This is a genomic window from Luteibacter sp. 3190, from assembly GCF_031456385.1.
Classification (GTDB): Bacteria; Pseudomonadota; Gammaproteobacteria; order Xanthomonadales; family Rhodanobacteraceae; genus Luteibacter.
The window spans coordinates 405228-420989 of record NZ_JAVDUO010000001.1 but is presented as its reverse complement, the minus strand read 5'-3'; the positions used below and the strand labels follow the sequence as shown (position 1 = coordinate 420989).

Sequence of the window (15762 nt, the reverse complement as noted above, 5' to 3'; positions counted from 1 at the left end):
GAGGCGACTGCACATGATAGCGGCCAAGTCCGCCGCCGTCCGGGAAACGCGACGCAGCCCACAGCCGGCGTATCGACGCGGCGGCGCCCATGGCGTGCCTCCGGGCGATCTGTTACAACGGCGTCCTGCGCCGCATGGGGAGCGCGACGGAGCCATCATGAAGACCTTCAAGCCTGTTTTCACCGCGATCGCCGTGGCGCTCGTGTCGGCCGCCATGGCCCCGTCCGCCCGCGCCGGCGACACCCTGCTCATGCAGCGCGTGCAGCAGGAACAGGCCATGAGCCTCCCGACGAAGGGCATGAGCATGGCCGAGGTCGAACGCCGGTTCGGCCAGCCGACCTCGAAGCTCGACGCCCGCGGTGGCGGCAGCCGGAAGCAGCCCGTGATCAACCGCTGGATGTACCCGGGTTACATCGTGTACTTCGAACGCAGCCACGTGATCCACACCGTGCTGAACACGCCGGCCGGCAACAACACCAATCCCGCCAACCCGCAGTAACGCGGACGGCACGCGGGAGCGGCCGCGGCGTCCCGCCCAGGCACGCTCCCGGCACGGTAGAATGGCGGGCTTCCCCCATTCGCCCCCGCCCGACATGACCGAATCCTCCTATCGACTGCCCGCCGAGTGGGAACCGCAGGCCGGCGTCCTGATCGCCTGGCCCCACGAGGACACCGACTGGGCCGAGCGCCTGGCCGCGGTCGAGACGACGTACGTGGCGCTCGCCGCCGCGGTGACGCGTTTCGAGCCGCTGCACGTCGTCGTCGCCGACGCGGACCTGCGCGAGCGTGCGCGCCTGGCCATGGAGCAGGCCGGTGCGGACATGTCGCGCGTGCATTTCATCGAGCTTCCCTACGACGACACCTGGCTGCGCGACTCCGGCCCGATCACCCTGACGGGCCCCGATGGCGTGCTGCTCAACGACTACCGGTTCACCGGCTGGGGCGGCAAGTTCGGCGCCGAGCAGGACGACGCCCTCATCGCCGGCCTGCTGGAGCGCGGCGTGCTCTCCGGCCTGCCGCACCAGCGGATCGACTGGGCGCTGGAAGGCGGCGGCATCGAGAGCGACGGCAAGGGCACGATCCTGACCACCTGGAAGTGCCTCGCGCAGCGCCACCCGGAGCTGTCGCGCGAAGCGATGACCGAGACGCTCGCCACCACACTGCGCGCCAACCGCGTGCTGTGGCTGGACCACGGCTACCTTGAAGGCGACGACACCGACGCCCATATCGACACGCTGGCGCGTTTCAGCCCGGACGGCGGCATCGTCTACCAGGCCTGCGACGACGCCAGCGACCCGCACTTCGCCGAACTGGGCCGGATGGCCTCGGAGCTGGCGGCGCTGCGGTCGCCGGAAGGCGAGCCGTACCCGTTGCACCCGCTGCCCTGGGCGCGGCCGATCCTCGACGAAGGCCGCCGGTTGGCAGCGTCGTATGCGAACTACCTGATCGTCAACGGCGCGGTGCTCGTGCCGGCCTATGGCGACGAGGCGGACCACGAGGCGGCGCGCATCATCGGCCTGGCCCACCCGGGCCGCGAGGTGGTGCAGGTGCCCTGCCGTCCGTTGATCTGGCAGAACGGCAGTCTGCATTGCATCACCATGCAGCTGCCCGCCGCCGTCGCCGCCTGATCCCCATCTGCATGCGCGGCCCGACGCCGCGCGAGGAATGAGCCCATGACCCGCAAGACCCTCAAGGTCGCCCTCCTCCAGGAAACCGACCGCGGCAGCCGCGACGCGAACCTGGACGCGATCGAAGCCGGCCTGCGCGAGGCCGCGAAGGCCGGCGTCGAACTCGTGCTGCTGCAGGAGCTGCACAACGGCCCGTACTTCTGCCAGCGCGAGAGCGTCGAGGTGTTCGACCTCGCGGAAACCATTCCGGGCCCGGGCACGGACCGCATCGGCGCGCTCGCGGAGGAGCTGAAGCTCGTGGTCGTCGCCTCGATCTTCGAGAAGCGCGCCACGGGCCTGTACCACAACACCGCCGTGGTGTTCGACCGCTCGCGCGCGATCGCGGGCAAGTACCGCAAGATGCACATCCCCGACGACCCGGCGTTCTACGAGAAGTTCTACTTCACGCCGGGCGACCTCGGTTTCGATCCGATCCAGACGTCCGTCGGCAAGCTCGGCGTGCTCGTCTGCTGGGACCAGTGGTATCCGGAAGCCGCGCGCCTGATGGCGCTGGCCGGCGCCGACCTGCTGTTCTACCCGACCGCCATCGGCTGGGATCCGAGCGATTCCGACGAAGAAAAGGCACGCCAGCGCGAGGCGTGGATCACCGTGCAGCGCGGGCACGCCGTCGCCAACGGCCTGCCGCTGCTCTCGTGCAACCGCACGGGTTACGAGGCCGATCCGTCGGGCGTGGGCGGCGGCATCCAGTTCTGGGGCTCCAGCTTCGTCGCCGGCCCGCAGGGCGAGTTCCTCGCCCAGGCGGGCACCGACGGCCGCGAGCTGCTGATCTGCGACGTGGACATGGAGCGCAGCGAACACGTCCGCCGCATCTGGCCGTTCCTCCGCGACCGCCGCATCGACGCCTACGGCGACCTCACCAAACGCTTCCGCGACTGATCCCACAAGGACCACCGACCGCATGATTCCGGCCGAGAACGTCACCCTGCCCGCCGCCCTGGAAGGCCAGCCCATCGAGCGCATGACGCGCGACGGCGTCGAGTACGTCATCCTCGGCACGGCGCACGTGTCGCGCGCGAGCGTGCAGGCGGTCGACGCGCTGCTCGAAGCCGAACGCTTCGACGCCGTCGCGGTCGAGCTCTGCCCCAGCCGCGCTCAGGGCGTCCGCGATCCGGAAGCCTTCAAGCAGATGGACCTGTTCCAGGTCATCCGCCAGGGCAAGGCGGGAATGGTGGCGGCGAGCCTCGTGCTGGGTTCGTTCCAGAAGCGCCTCGCGGCGCAATACGGCATCGAACCGGGCGCCGAGATGAAGGCGGCGATGGACGGCGCGGACGCGCGTGGCATCCCCGTGTGGCTGGTCGACCGCGAAGTCGGCACCACGCTCAAGCGGGCGTGGCGCAGCGTCGGCTTTTTCCAGCGCTTCGGCCTGCTGGCCGGGATGCTCGGCAGCGTGTTCGAGCGCGAGGAGATCGCCGAGGAGGACATCGAGAAGCTCAAGCAGGCCGATCTCCTCGAAAGCGCATTCAGCGACTTCGCCTCGGGATCCGCGCCGCTCTATCGCGCGCTGATCGCCGAGCGCGACGAATTCATGGCGGCGAAGCTCCGCGAGAACGGCGCGGCCATGGACGCCGCGGCGCCCACCCGCAAGGTGCTCGTCGTCATCGGCGCGGGTCACCTGAAGGGCATGAGCGCCGAACTCGCCGGACAGCAGGGCGACGCTCGCGCGCTATCCGACGAACTGGCGGTGACGCCACCGGCCGCGAAGTGGCCCAAGGTGCTCGCGGTCGGCATCGTGCTGGCGATCTTCGCCGCGATCGCGTACGCCTTCTATCGCAGCCCGAGCCTCGGCGTCGATGCGCTGAAGAACTGGATCCTGCTCACCGGCGGCCTTTCGGCGCTCGGCGCGCTCATCGCCGGCGCGCATCCCCTCTCCATCGTGGCGGCGTTCGTCGCGGCACCGCTGAAACCGTTCCGTCCCGGCATTCCGTCCGGCGCCATCAGCGCCATGGCGGAAGCCTGGGTGCGCAAGCCGCGGGTACTCGACTTCGAGCGCCTGCGCGACGACATCACGCACTGGACGGGCTGGTGGAAGAACCGCGTGGCGCGAACGCTGCTCAACTTCTTCCTCGTCAGCATCGGCACGATCGCCGGCGAATACATCGCGGGCATCCACATCATCCGCAGCCTGTTCTGACGCCCCGGGCTCCCTGAGTTGTCCGCCGTCGCGACACGCCTCTATACTCCGACGGCTATTCAACCCCGGCCCCGCCCGGCACCCAGGGAACTCTTAATGAAGTGTCTGCATCTGGTTGGACTGATCGCTGTAGCTTTGTGCGCCACATCCGCCGCGCATGCCGAAGGGGACAAATCCAGGGGCCGTACGCTGGTCTACACCTGCCATGGTTGCCACGGCGTGCCGGGTTACGCCAACGCATATCCCGATTACCACGTGCCGCACATCGCGGGGCAGAACGAGCTGTACCTCGTCAACGCGCTGAAGGCCTATAAGACCGGCGAACGCAAGCATCCGACGATGGGCGCCCAGGCGCAGAGCATGTCCGACAAGGACATCGCCGACATCGCCGCCTACCTCTCCAGTCTCGCCAAGTAAGCCGCCGAGGACGAACGATGACCCGTGGGTTTTCCCTGATTGCCATCGGTGCGCTGCTCGCGCTGACCGCCACCCAGACCTTCGCCGCCGGTGACCCGGCGCGGGGCAAGACGAAGATCGCGACGTGCGTTGCCTGCCACGGCACGGACGGCAACTCGGTCGATCCGCAGTATCCGCGCCTCGCGGGCCAGTACGCCGACTACCTCGCGCAGGCGCTGCACGAATACAAGGACGGCCGCCGCGGCAACGCCATCATGAAGGGCTTCGCGGCCACGCTGTCGGATCAGGACATCGACGATGTGTCGGCGTATTTCAGCAGCATGCCCTCGAAGCTGAGCGGCCTCGAAGGGCACGTGCAGGGGGATTGATCTCCCGGTGCCGTCCGTGAAGAGCCCGCGCGAGCGGGCTTTTTCGTAAGCGGGAGCGGCGTCTTTCGCCGTCGGCCCTTCGGACGTTTCGTGACGATCAGCCCGCGGCGCGGGCGAAGTACGGCTTGTCGCCCGTTTCGTGATCGGTCGCGTCGCGCACTTCCGTGATTTCCGGAATGCGCTCGCGCAGCGTCTTCTCGACGCCGTTCTTCAGCGTGACGTCGACCATGCCGCAGCCGTGGCACCCGCCGCCGAAGCGGAGCACGACGACGCCGTCCGAGGTGACCTCGACCAGCGAGATGCGCCCGCCGTGCGAGGCGATCTGCGGCGCGATCTCGGACTCCAGGACGAACTGCACGCGCTCGACCATGCCGGCGCCCTCGCCCGGCGCGTCGCCCTTGATGCGCGGCGCGCGGATGTTGAGCTGGCTGCCGGTGGCCGTGGTTTCGTAGTCGATGGTGGCCGGGTCGAGCCAGCGCATGCTCTCGGTGTCGACATAGAGGTTGAAGCCGTCGCATTCGACGGTCCACTCGTCACCCGTGAGTTCGGAGGCCGGACAGAATTCGAGGTCGCACTGCGCCGACGGCGTGCCAGCCGCGACGACGCGCAGGCGGATGCCGAGGCCGTCTTCGTTCTGCTGCGCCACCAGGCGCTGGAAGTGCGCCTGGGCGCGTTCCGAGATGTCGATCATGGGGGCTCCGAAAGGGGTCCGGCCCGGGGATGCCGGAAACAGCACCATTTTAGTACGCTTTTGCACGTGGGCGCCCGCTTTTGACAATTCAACCGCGCGCGGCGACCCTTCGCGCTTCCCGACGCACGGATCCGCCGCCATGACGCTCTCCCCGCTCGCCTCCCAGCACTGCCAGCCCCGCAAGGGCGCGGAGAACGCCCTCGATCGCGCCGCCATCGACGGCTATCTGGCGGACCTGCCCGGCTGGGAGCTCAGCCCCGACGGCAAGGCGATCGTGAAGGATTTCCGTTTCCCCGATTTCCACCACACGCTCGGCTTCATCAACGCCGTCGGGTTCATGGCCAACCGGGAAGATCATCATCCCGACCTCGAGGCGGGCTACGGGCACTGCCATATCCTCTGGTCCACGCACGACGTGGGCGGGCTGTCGCTCAACGATTTCATCTGCGCCGCCCGGGTCGAGGCCCTGCTGGACCGCTGACGGTGCGCGCCGGCCGCCCATGGTCGTTCATCGCGGCGACGATCGTCGCGCTGGCGCTGCTCGCCCTGATGCCGCGGCTGGCCGCGGTGGTGGTCCGCGGCGCCATTGAGCGCGACAGCGCCGCCGAGCGCGCCACGTTCGAGGCGGGCGGCTCGCCATGGTCGTGGCGGTTCCGCGCGCCCGACGACGTCATCGCCGGCCGTGCGTTCGGCGGCGCGATCGTCGAGGGCGGCCGCGACGGACTCACCCTTCGGGCGACCGATGGCTCGGCCGCCGAAGTCGGGTTCCCCCTCTTCCGCACAGCGGACATCCGCCGCATCGACGAACTGCACCTTCAGGTCGCGGCGTCGGCCCCGGTGCACGCGTTCCTGGCCGTCCGCGAGGGTCTCGACGAGCCGACGCGCCATGCGGACGTCGGCGAGCTGATGCCCGGGGCGTCGGGACGGCGGATCGCCCTCCCGGCGCTGGACTGGCGCGACGACGACGGCCGGCCGATCGCGGCGCCCACGCGCGCGGCGATGCTCCGGCTCGGGGTGGTCATGCCTGTCGGCACCTCGGTCGTCCTGCGCTCGGCCGCCCTGCTGCCCTCGTCCGGGATCGTCGAACCCCACGCCGGCAGCCTTCCCGGGCGCCTCAGCGCGGAGGCGCTGCTGGCATGGCGGGACAATCAACGCGCCGCCGATCCCCTCGTCACGTTCGACCAGGGCCTGCGCCGGCCGGCGCCCGCCTGGCTCGAGGCGGTACCGCCGGCCGTCTACGCCGCGCTGCTCATCGTCGCCGCCGTCGCCTGGCGGCGGCCCGGGGCGCAACGGGCCAAGGACATCGCCAAGGCCTTGCTCGTGCTGGCCGGGCCGCTGTGTTTCATCGCCAGCCTCGGCTTCGACGGCAGGCCAGCGCTGGCGGGCATCGCCACCTTCGGCCTCGGCGTGGCCTACGCCGCGCTGCTCGCGTGGCGCCACGACCCGCCGGCATGGCACTGGGGCGGGGCCTGGCGAAGCGCCGGTTGGCCCTTCCTGGCCGTCGTCGTCGCGGCGGCGCTCGTCGCCCTCGTCGGCCATCGCCTGGCGTGGCCCCTGCCGGGACGGGCCCTCGTCTACGTCGCCTGGGCCGTTTTCCAGCAATGGCTGGTGCTGGCCGTCGCGGGTGCGCTGCTCGACCGCGCCCTGCCCCGGGCCTGGGCCGTGCTGCTGACCGCGCTGGCCTTCGCGCTCCTGCACACCCCCAACGGCGTGCTCATGCAACTGTGCTTCGTCGCCGAACTGGGCTGGGCGTGGTGGTTCCTGCGCCATCGCTCGCTGCTTCCCGTCGCCCTCGCCCACGCCGCGAGCGCCCTGCTGGTGCAGGCCGGACTGGCGGGCGGCATCCTGCGCTCGCTCGAGGTCAGCGGGCGCTTCCTCAACTAGACGCCACGCCGTTTACCCGCGGAGGTTGTCGAGGAACGCCTTGAGATCGTCCGGCAGGGGCGCCGAGAAGTCGTAGTTCCTGCCCCCGAGGTCGAAGCTCATCCGCGACGCGTGCAGGAACATGCGCTTCAGGCCCTTGGCGCGGAAGCGCTTGTTGGCCTCCTCGTCGCCGTACTTCGGATCGCCGGCCAGCGGATGGCCGATGTACTGGGCGTGGACGCGGATCTGGTGCGTGCGCCCCGTTCCCAGCGTGGCCTGCATGAGGCGCGAGGCCGGATACTGCTCCAGCTCCTGGAAGAAGGTCAGCGACGGCTTGCCGGCGTCGTCCACGCGCACCATGCGCTCGCCGCCGTGCATCACCGACTTCAGCAGCGGCGCGTTGACGTCGAACTTCGCCTTGCGGGGCGTCCCGGTCATCAGGCAGAGGTACTGCTTGACGACCTGGTTCTCGCGGATGAGCTCTTGCAGGCCCGTCAGGCCGGATCGCGAGCGCGCGAGCACGAGAACGCCGCTGGTGTCGCGGTCCAGCCGGTGGACGAGCTCGAGGTGTTCATTGGGACGGGCGGCCCGGAGCAGTTCGATCGCCCCATGGCTGACGCCGCTGCCGCCGTGGGCCGCGATGCCGACCGGCTTGTCGATCACGAGGAAGTGCTTGTCCTCGAAGATGACCGAGTCGGCGACCGCGCGGACCATGCCGGACGGGGCCACGGTCTCATCACGCTCCGCGACGCGAACCGGCGGAATGCGCAGCATGTCGCCTGCCGCGAGGCGCGTTTCCGGCTTCGCCCGCTTGCCGTTGATACGCACCTGCCCCGTGCGCAGGATGCGGTACACCAGGCTGCGCGGCACCCCCTTCAGGAGGGTCATCAGGGCGTTGTCCACGCGCTGACCGTCCCGCTCGGGACCGATTTCGACCAGGCGCACACCTTGGCCGCCGTCGAGGGAAGTTGCCGTCTGCATTGATAAAACTCGAAATTGATAGGATACTCGGCGAGCGCCAGGCTCCGCTGAAGACTCATCTCTCGCGGGGTGCCTGTATCGCCGCGTAGGGCGAGTGTCGCGCCATTCCGTCCGAGGGGCCGGTAGGCGAGGACACCCCACATCGTAGCGGTTCGGGTTGCGGTTGTCCGGCTAATCCGTAGGGACGCGGACCGGTTGCAAGGCGCTTATTCACGAATCACGCCGGGTCCAGGTATCGGTCCCGGATCCCATGCCGCTTGAAGCCTCACCGCTGCGGCGCGATCCCCGGCAGGCCGCCAAACGGGCGCCACCGCGGCGCGCGGCCGCGCGGCAAGGCCGAGGAACCCACAATGAAGCGTATGTTGATCAACGCGACTCAGCGCGAAGAGTTGCGTGTGGCCATCGTCGATGGTCAGAACCTTTACGATCTCGACATCGAAATCCCGTCCCGGGAACAGAAAAAGGCCAACATCTACAAGGGCCGCATCACCCGCGTCGAACCCTCCCTCGAAGCCTGCTTCGTCGATTACGGCGCCGAGCGCCACGGCTTCCTTCCGCTGAAGGAAGTGGCCCGCGAGTATTTCAATCCGAACGCGGAAGGCAAATCGAACATCCGCGAACTCCTGAAGGAAGGCCAGGAGATCATCGTCCAGGTCGAGAAGGAAGAACGCGGCAACAAGGGCGCCGCCCTCACCACGTTCATCAGCCTCGCCGGCCGCTACATGGTGCTGATGCCGAACAACCCCCGTGCCGGCGGCGTGTCGCGCCGCATCGAGGGTGAGGACCGCCAGGCGCTGAAGGAAGCCATGGAGCACCTCACGGTGCCCGACGAAATGGGCCTGATCGTGCGCACCGCCGGCATGGGCCGCGACGCTGAAGAGCTCCAGTGGGATCTCGACTACCTCCTGCAGCTGTGGAAGTCGATCTCGGCCGCCGCGAACTCGCAGAAGGCGCCGTTCCTGATCTACCAGGAATCGAAGCTCTTCATCCGCGCGCTGCGCGACTACCTGCGCAACGACATCGGCGAGATCCTGATCGACGAGGAATCGCTGTTCAGCGACGCCCGCGACTTCGTGCAGCAGGTGATGCCGAACAACCTGCGCAAGCTGAAGCTCTACCAGGATCCGACGCCGCTGTTCTCGCGTTACCAGATCGAGACGCAGATCGAGAGCATCTTCGAGCGCAACGTCCGCCTTCCCTCCGGCGGCTCGATCGTCATCGACCAGACCGAAGCCCTGACCGCCATCGACATCAACTCGTCGAAGGCCACCAAGGGCAGCGACATCGAGGAGACGGCGTTCAACACCAACCTCGAGGCCGCCACCGAGATCGCCCGCCAGCTGCGCATCCGCGATGCCGGCGGCCTGATCGTGATCGACTTCATCGACATGGATAGCCCGCGCCACCAGCGCGAGGTCGAGGAGCGCCTGAAGGAGGCCCTCAAGGCCGACCGCGCCCGCGTCCAGATCGGTCGCATCTCGCGCTTCGGCCTGCTGGAGATGTCGCGCCAGCGCCTCCGCCCGAGCCTTGGCGAAGCCACCCAGATCGTCTGCCCGCGCTGCGAAGGCCACGGCCACATCCGCAGCGTGGAATCGCTCGCGCTGTCGACCCTGCGCCTGATCGAAGAGCACGCGATGAAGGACAACACCGGGCAGGTCCTGGTGCAGGCGCCGCCGTCGGTCGCCAACTTCATGCTCAACGAGAAGCGCGCCAGCATCGTCGAGATCGAGCTGCGCCACAGCGTTCACGTGGTCGTCGTCGCCGACGACAAGCTGGAGACGCCGCACCTCGAGATCACCCGCATCCGCGAGGCGGACATGGGCGAGCACAGCAAGCCCAGCTACGAGCGCACCACCCCGACCGTCGCGACCGCGCTGCCGAAGATGGGCCAGGCCCTGGGCAGCGGCGAGCAGCCGCTGGTCACGGGTGTCGTGCCGTCCACCCCCGCGCCGCTGCGCGACGACGAGACCGAAGCGGCTCCGGTCGCGCCGGTGGCCCGTCCCGCCGCGCCGGCCCAGCCGGCGGGCGGTTTCTTCTCGCGCCTCTTCGGCAGCCTCTTCGGGGGCGGCGCCGCGGCGCCCGCACCGGCGGCCGCCCAGACGGCCTCCTCCACCCGTCGCGACGAGTCGCGCCCGAATGGCCGCAACGAGCGTAGCGGCGGTCGCCGCGACGAGCGTCGTGGCAACGAGCCGCGCAACAAGGGCGGAAACGAGCAGCGCGGCCAGGGTCAGCGCAAGGACAAGGACGGCGCCCAGCAGGGTCGCGGTCAGCCGCAGGCCAAGGGCAACAAGCAGGGCCAGGGTCGCGGCGAGCAGCCGCGCCAGGGCGAAGAGAAGCCCAACCGGCCGAAGGACGGTCAGCAGGGTCAGGGCCGCCAGGGCCGCACCGAAACGCCGGCCGCGCAGGGCGAGAACCGCCGTCAGCAGCAGCCGCGCGGCGAGCGTCAGCCGCAGGCCGACAAGCCGGGCAAGGACATCGAGAAGGCCGCCACGCTCGCCACCTCGGCCGTCGCGGCGACGACCGTGAACGCCGCGGAGGCGAGCGCGCCCGTCGCGCCGCGCCCGGCCGCCGAAAAGCCGGGCAGCGCGCCAGTCGCGAAGGCGGACGAGAAGCTGCCGACCGATGCGCCCATCGTCGAGGACGAGGCCAAGGCCGTCGCCGGAGCCGCCGATGCGCAGCCGGAAGGCACGAAGGACACCGAGGGTGGCCAGCGCCGCCGTCGCGGCCGTCGTGGTGGTCGCCGCCGTCGCCGCCAGGAAGACGGTGCGCAGGCTGGCGCCATCGAAGGCGCCCCGGGCGCCGATGACGGCGACGATGACGAGGGCGACGACGAGGCCGTCGAAACGACGGGCCGCGCGAGCCCGAGCATCCCGCCCATGCTCGACACCGCCGCCGCCGCGGAAAACGCGTTCGCCGTCGAAGCACCCTCCGCCGTGGCCAGCCGCCCGGCCGAGCCCGCCGACGACGAGTCCGTGCCGTCCGCGCTGACGCTGCCGTCGCTGCCCAAGCTGCCGCCGATCCCGGGGCACGCAGCGCCTGCGCCGGCGCCGCATGCGTCGGTGGATGTCGATACCGTGGCCACCCCCGCGGATTCGGCCGAAACACGGACCACGGAACGGCGTCAGACGGAATCCGACGCCCCGCTCAAGACCGCACCGGTGTCGGGATCCGCGCCGGTTCCGGCGGCAGCCCCGTCCGTATCGACGGAAACGGCGGCCGTGACGACCGAGGCCCCGGCCCCGGCGACGCAGCCTGCTCAGCCGGTGGCTTCCGAGGTCGCCGAAACCGTGGCGAAGGCTCCCGCGGCCATCGAAACCGCCGAACGCACGCCGCCGGCGTCCGTCCTCGACGCGCCGGCGCGTGGCATCCTGCCCGACCCGGTGGCCGAGGCCGATGAGGCGCCCATCGCGGACGCGGCACCTGTGGAGCCCGTGGCGGACGCCTCGCCGGCGCCCGAGAAGCCGCAGGCCAAACCTGCCGCTCCCGCACCGGAAAACGTCACGGCTCCGGCTGCTGCGGCTCCGGCTGCTGCGGCTCCGGCCACCGCGCCGGCCGTTCCGCCCGCGCCCGTGACGCCGAAGCTGCCCGAGGCGTCGAACGTGTCGCCGGTGTCGCATGCGCCGCCCGCCAACGCGGACCGTCCGGCCTGGACCCCGCCCGCCCAGGGCGATCTGCTGACGCGTCCGCGTCAGGAGCCGCAGGGCGAGCAGAGCGAGCACTGATCGTGCGACGGGAAGGGTTCCGCCCTTCCCGTCCGATCACGCACAAGAAAACGCCGGGCATTGCCCGGCGTTTTTTTCTGGTGTCGGACCCGAACTCAGCTACCGACCTGGTGATTGTGCGTGTCGAGCAATCCGTGGATGGTCATGAGATGGGCCAGGCCCACGACATGGTCGACATGCAGTTTCTCCATGAGCCGCTGCTTGTAAGTCGACACCGTCTTGGGGCTGAGATTGAGCCGCTCGCCGATGGAGGTGAGCGGCATGCCACGCACGAGCATCATCGCGACCTCCATCTCTCGCGTGGACAACGCGTCGAACGGCGAATCCGAGCCATCGAGCGTGGCAAGCGCGAGCTGCTGGGCTACAGTCGGCGCGAGGTAGCGGCGCCCCGACGCGACCGAGCGCACGGCGGTAAGCAGTTCGTCCGACGAACATCCCTTCGTGAGGTAGCCAAGCGCACCGGCGTCCAGAAGGCGCTTCGGAAAACGTGCGTCGTCGACCACCGTCAGAATGACGATGTTCGTGCGAAGCTTGGCGCGCACGATGCGCTCCGTCAGCTCGACCCCGCTCATGCCTGGCATGTGCACGTCGATGAGTGCGATATCCGGCGACTGCGCGCGGATGAGGCGCAGGCCCTCTTCCGCCGAACTCGCTTCCCCCCTGATCCGGATATCCGCCTGCTGCTGCAGGATCATCCGGAAACCGGTCCTGACCAGTTCATGGTCGTCGACCAAAACAACACTAATCATTCAATGCCCTCCCTGGGCCGACTGTACTTCGGGCGCATGGATTCGACCGCGCGCCGCCTGCTGATGCATACAATGCCAGATGTGCAGGCGAGACAACCAGCGTGGCGCTATGATCCGGGTCGGCCGCCGCACGCTGTAGCGGGATTTGCCGAAGCGCGTGAGGCGTGATCACCCGATGGCCGCGTCATCCGTGAGCGCAGCCGCTTGTAGGCAAGGCCTGACGCGCAACTGCCTTACCCTTGCGCAGCGCCCGCCCCAAGCATTTTCCGAACGTCGGCGCCTACTCGGCGACAGTTCGATCACGCGCCGGCCACGCGACGATGAGCCTCCCGGCGTCATCGTGGAACCTCCCCCCGAAAAGGTGAGTATCCATCATGGCTAATGAGAAAAATCGCCCGCCACAAACGCCCGGTCAGGACATTCCGCCGGAAGAGCGTAAGGGCCCCACGGAGCAGCGGCCGACAGACGCCTCCGGCGATGCCCTCGACGGTTCAGGCGAAGACAATCAGCGCAAGAAGAAAGAAGACTCCTGAGCCGCTCAACGGAGCGAGTCGATGTCGACATCCGCGATTTCGGCCCGTTCCCGGCGCGCCGCCCGTGCGGCGGCACGTTTCCTAAGCATCACGATGCCTGCAAGAATCAGGATGGCCGGGCCCCACCGACCACCGGTCGCCTTCGCCAGCAGCTTGCCCGCCGCGAGCGCACCGATGGTGTTGACGTGCGAACCCTCTGTGACGGTGACCATGGCTGTCTCCCCATTGCATTCCGCGAGTAAGCGTAGCCTCGCGATGCGTGCATTCGGGTAGCGTGAAGCGGAGAGCTAGACGATCTCCACGACGTTCGTCGATTTCACGGATCGATCGGCGGCGAACACGTCGCGGCGGGACACGCCGCGACGTGCTTTCCACCTTAGCGACAGTTCCGGGCGGATGCGCCAAGCCATGCGGGCAACACCTGCGGCGCGACGACGATGCGATCGAGGTCCGGCGCAGGCGCATCCGGATTGCCCAGGCGAATCGTGTTCGCACCCGCTTTCAGCGACACGTCGAGCACTTTCGCCACCGGATCGTCGAAACTGCTGCCGTCGAGGGCGAGCTTCGTCGGCGCGCCCCCGTTGACGGTGAGGTACAGCGAGCGCGGCCCGTTCGTCGCGTAGTCGATCTCGAGCTGGTACTTCCCGGACACGGGTACCGTGACGGCGGGGAACACCACGTCGTTGGCGATGCCACCGCCCACGTTGCCCGCCTTCGCGAGACCGGAGAAGTAGTTGCTGAAGCCCGCCGTCACGGCGCCACCGCGTTGCGCGGCCTCGGCCTCGTAGGTCGCCGACGCGGGCAGCGCGGCGTCCCCGCGACCGCGTACGACGATGCGATCGAGGTCCGGCGGATAGCTCGCCGCGTTGCCGAACCGGATACGGTTGTAGCCGCGGTGCAGGCAGACCGGCACCGTGCTGCTCGACGGAAGCTGGAAACTTCCGCCGCCCGAATTGAACGTCGACAGCGGGCCGTCGTTGACCTGGTAAAGGTAAGAACGCAGGCCGAGCGTAAGTGAGTCGATCTGCATCAGATACGTACCGTCTCGCGGCGCGTACACGTTGTCCACGCTCACGGCGTTCTCGGCGCCGAGACCCAGGCCGCCCACCTTCGTCGTGCCCGAGCAACCGCTGCACGAGGCCGGCGCGGCGTTACCCGACAGCGATGCGGTTTCGGCTTCGTAGCTCGTCGACGGCTCCGACGGCACTTGTCCAGGCAGCGCGTCGACGAGCAGCAGCTGCGTTCCGTGCGCCGGAAGCTCCGTGCGATAACTTCCCAGCGACGGTCCCTGTTCGCGATGACGCCAGAGGTCGCGCGTGCGTTTCGCGCCGATGATGCCGATGGTCTTCCAGGGCAGCTCGACCACCGCCTTCGTCGCGTTCATGTTGAACAGCGCGACGTAGTAGCGGCCGTTGCCGAGATCGCTCACCCATACCGGCAGGTCGCCGCCGAGCGCCTGCTTCGCCGGCCGCCCCGACTGGTTCACGGCGATCACCTCGTCGTTCGTCGCCAGCGCCTTGCCCGCGGGATCCAGTTTCGTCAGGTCGCCACCGAGGTACATCGGCGCGTTGGCCATGGCCCACAGCGTCACCGCCGAACGCTTTTCCTCGAGCGTGAGCCCGTCACGCTCGCCGTCGCCGATGTCGAGCGAATCCAGGTCGTTCCAGCCCTTCGTGGGGCCCGTGGCGTCCTGCCAACCCGGCAGGTCACGGAAGCGCTTCTCGATGCGCGGCCAGTTCGTCAGCGTGGCGCAACGCCCTTCGCATTCGACGTCGTCGTCGATGCGGCGCGCGTTGGAATGGGGAATCCAGATGTCCTGGTAGTCCTTGTCGACCTGCCAGGAGATCGTCATCCAGATCGGCCGCCCGGTGCGAGCGATCGCCTTCGACCAGGCCACCACGTCGTCACGGTTGTCGATCGAAAGGTCGTCGCTGTACGAGCCGGGCGTGACGCCGTCGAGCTTGATGAAATCGAAGCCCCACGACGAGAACAACGCGACGACGGAGTCGATGTATTCCTGCGCGCCGGGCCTGGAGAAGTCGATCTTGTAATGGTACGGATTCTCGCCCGGCCCGCCGAACGCGTTGCCGGCGCGGTGTGGCAACGCGAGGATGTCCTGGATGTGCAGCGACGTGCCGAGGATCGGCGAGTTGGCCTGCACCGCCGGCTCCTCGACCCCGGGAATCCAGTAGATGCCGGCCTTCTGCCCGTTGCGGTGGATATGGTCGACCATCGCCTTGATGTCGGGGAACGTCGCGAGATCGGGCGTGGGTCGGCCGTTCGCGTCGAAGCTTCCCTGCCAGCCGGAATCGAGGTTGATGTACGTGTAACCATGCGCCTGCAATCCGGACGATGCGAGCGCGTCGGACTGGATCAGCATGTTCGCCTGCGTCAGGAACGCGGGTTCGATGGTCTGCTGGCTGAAGCTGCTCCAGCCGAGGTAGGGCTTCTGCCCTGCCCCGTTGACCTGCGCGGAGGCATCGGCCGCGAACGCGACGAGCGCGCATGCGAGCGCGGTGCGCGCGAGGTTCGGGAGATGCCGGCGGCTTTCGCGGCGACGGCTGGGCGGGAACGGTGGCACGGCATGACTGGCGTTCATTGGCGCACTCCGATGGTTGC

Annotated in this window: 15 protein-coding genes; 10 read left to right on the top strand and 5 right to left on the bottom strand. The window is 68.9% G+C overall.

Going from position 1 to position 15762, the window contains the following annotated elements; genetic code table 11:
• Window positions 1-214 precede the first annotated feature (214 nt).
• The 6 genes from J2X58_RS01960 (at window position 215) to J2X58_RS01935 (ending at window position 4604) form a co-directional block, all read left to right on the top strand.
• Window positions 215-499 carry a hypothetical protein gene (locus tag J2X58_RS01960; protein ID WP_177191153.1) on the top strand — a complete coding sequence of 95 codons (285 nt, stop codon included), beginning with the start codon at window positions 215-217 and terminating at the stop codon, window positions 497-499.
• A 94-nt stretch (window positions 500-593) separates the two neighbouring features.
• Window positions 594-1628, top strand: a complete 1035-nt coding sequence (locus J2X58_RS01955) for an agmatine deiminase family protein (RefSeq protein WP_310046145.1) — start codon at window positions 594-596, stop codon at window positions 1626-1628.
• A gap of 45 nt (window positions 1629-1673) precedes the next feature.
• A complete protein-coding gene (locus J2X58_RS01950) occupies window positions 1674-2564 on the top strand; it encodes a carbon-nitrogen hydrolase (RefSeq protein ID WP_090054415.1) in 891 nt (296 codons plus the stop codon).
• A gap of 22 nt (window positions 2565-2586) precedes the next feature.
• Complete coding sequence (locus J2X58_RS01945; RefSeq protein WP_310046141.1) at window positions 2587-3819, top strand: TraB/GumN family protein; 1233 nt, start codon at window positions 2587-2589, stop codon at window positions 3817-3819.
• Window positions 3820-3915: 96 nt separating this feature from the next.
• Complete coding sequence (locus J2X58_RS01940; RefSeq protein ID WP_090054419.1) at window positions 3916-4236, top strand: cytochrome c; 321 nt, start codon at window positions 3916-3918, stop codon at window positions 4234-4236.
• A 17-nt stretch (window positions 4237-4253) separates the two neighbouring features.
• Complete coding sequence (locus J2X58_RS01935; protein WP_090054421.1) at window positions 4254-4604, top strand: cytochrome c; 351 nt, start codon at window positions 4254-4256, stop codon at window positions 4602-4604.
• 97 nt (window positions 4605-4701) lie between these two features.
• On the opposite strand, the gene J2X58_RS01930 is transcribed toward J2X58_RS01935, so the two are convergent.
• Entirely contained in the window at window positions 4702-5295 is a 594-nt protein-coding gene (locus tag J2X58_RS01930; RefSeq protein WP_310046140.1) for an NfuA family Fe-S biogenesis protein, read from the bottom strand.
• Window positions 5296-5434: 139 nt separating this feature from the next.
• On the opposite strand from J2X58_RS01930, the gene J2X58_RS01925 reads away from it, so the two are divergent.
• Complete coding sequence (locus tag J2X58_RS01925; protein ID WP_310046138.1) at window positions 5435-5776, top strand: 4a-hydroxytetrahydrobiopterin dehydratase; 342 nt, start codon at window positions 5435-5437, stop codon at window positions 5774-5776.
• 2 nt (window positions 5777-5778) lie between these two features.
• A complete protein-coding gene (locus J2X58_RS01920) occupies window positions 5779-7179 on the top strand; it encodes a CPBP family glutamic-type intramembrane protease (RefSeq protein ID WP_310046136.1) in 1401 nt (466 codons plus the stop codon).
• A gap of 12 nt (window positions 7180-7191) precedes the next feature.
• Here the strand turns inward: J2X58_RS01920 and J2X58_RS01915 are convergent, their stop codons facing one another.
• On the bottom strand, window positions 7192-8139 hold the full coding sequence (locus tag J2X58_RS01915; protein ID WP_090054429.1) for an RluA family pseudouridine synthase: 948 nt from the start codon (window positions 8137-8139) through the stop codon (window positions 7192-7194).
• A 350-nt stretch (window positions 8140-8489) separates the two neighbouring features.
• On the opposite strand from J2X58_RS01915, the gene rne reads away from it, so the two are divergent.
• On the top strand, window positions 8490-11861 hold the full coding sequence (gene rne, locus J2X58_RS01910; protein ID WP_310046135.1) for a ribonuclease E: 3372 nt from the start codon (window positions 8490-8492) through the stop codon (window positions 11859-11861).
• Between the two features lie 95 nt (window positions 11862-11956).
• On the opposite strand, the gene J2X58_RS01905 is transcribed toward rne, so the two are convergent.
• Complete coding sequence (locus J2X58_RS01905; RefSeq protein ID WP_090054433.1) at window positions 11957-12610, bottom strand: response regulator; 654 nt, start codon at window positions 12608-12610, stop codon at window positions 11957-11959.
• Window positions 12611-12984: 374 nt separating this feature from the next.
• Here J2X58_RS01905 and J2X58_RS01900 point away from each other — a divergent pair, with 374 nt between their 5' ends.
• Window positions 12985-13143, top strand: a complete 159-nt coding sequence (locus J2X58_RS01900; RefSeq protein WP_310046132.1) for a hypothetical protein — start codon at window positions 12985-12987, stop codon at window positions 13141-13143.
• A 5-nt stretch (window positions 13144-13148) separates the two neighbouring features.
• Here the strand turns inward: J2X58_RS01900 and J2X58_RS01895 are convergent, their stop codons facing one another.
• Together J2X58_RS01895 and J2X58_RS01890 are read right to left on the bottom strand one after the other, a co-directional pair.
• Window positions 13149-13355, bottom strand: a complete 207-nt coding sequence (locus tag J2X58_RS01895) for a hypothetical protein (protein WP_310046131.1) — start codon at window positions 13353-13355, stop codon at window positions 13149-13151.
• A 164-nt stretch (window positions 13356-13519) separates the two neighbouring features.
• Window positions 13520-15742, bottom strand: a complete 2223-nt coding sequence (locus tag J2X58_RS01890) for a CBM35 domain-containing protein (RefSeq protein WP_310046129.1) — start codon at window positions 15740-15742, stop codon at window positions 13520-13522.
• Between the last annotated feature and the right edge of the window lie 20 nt (window positions 15743-15762).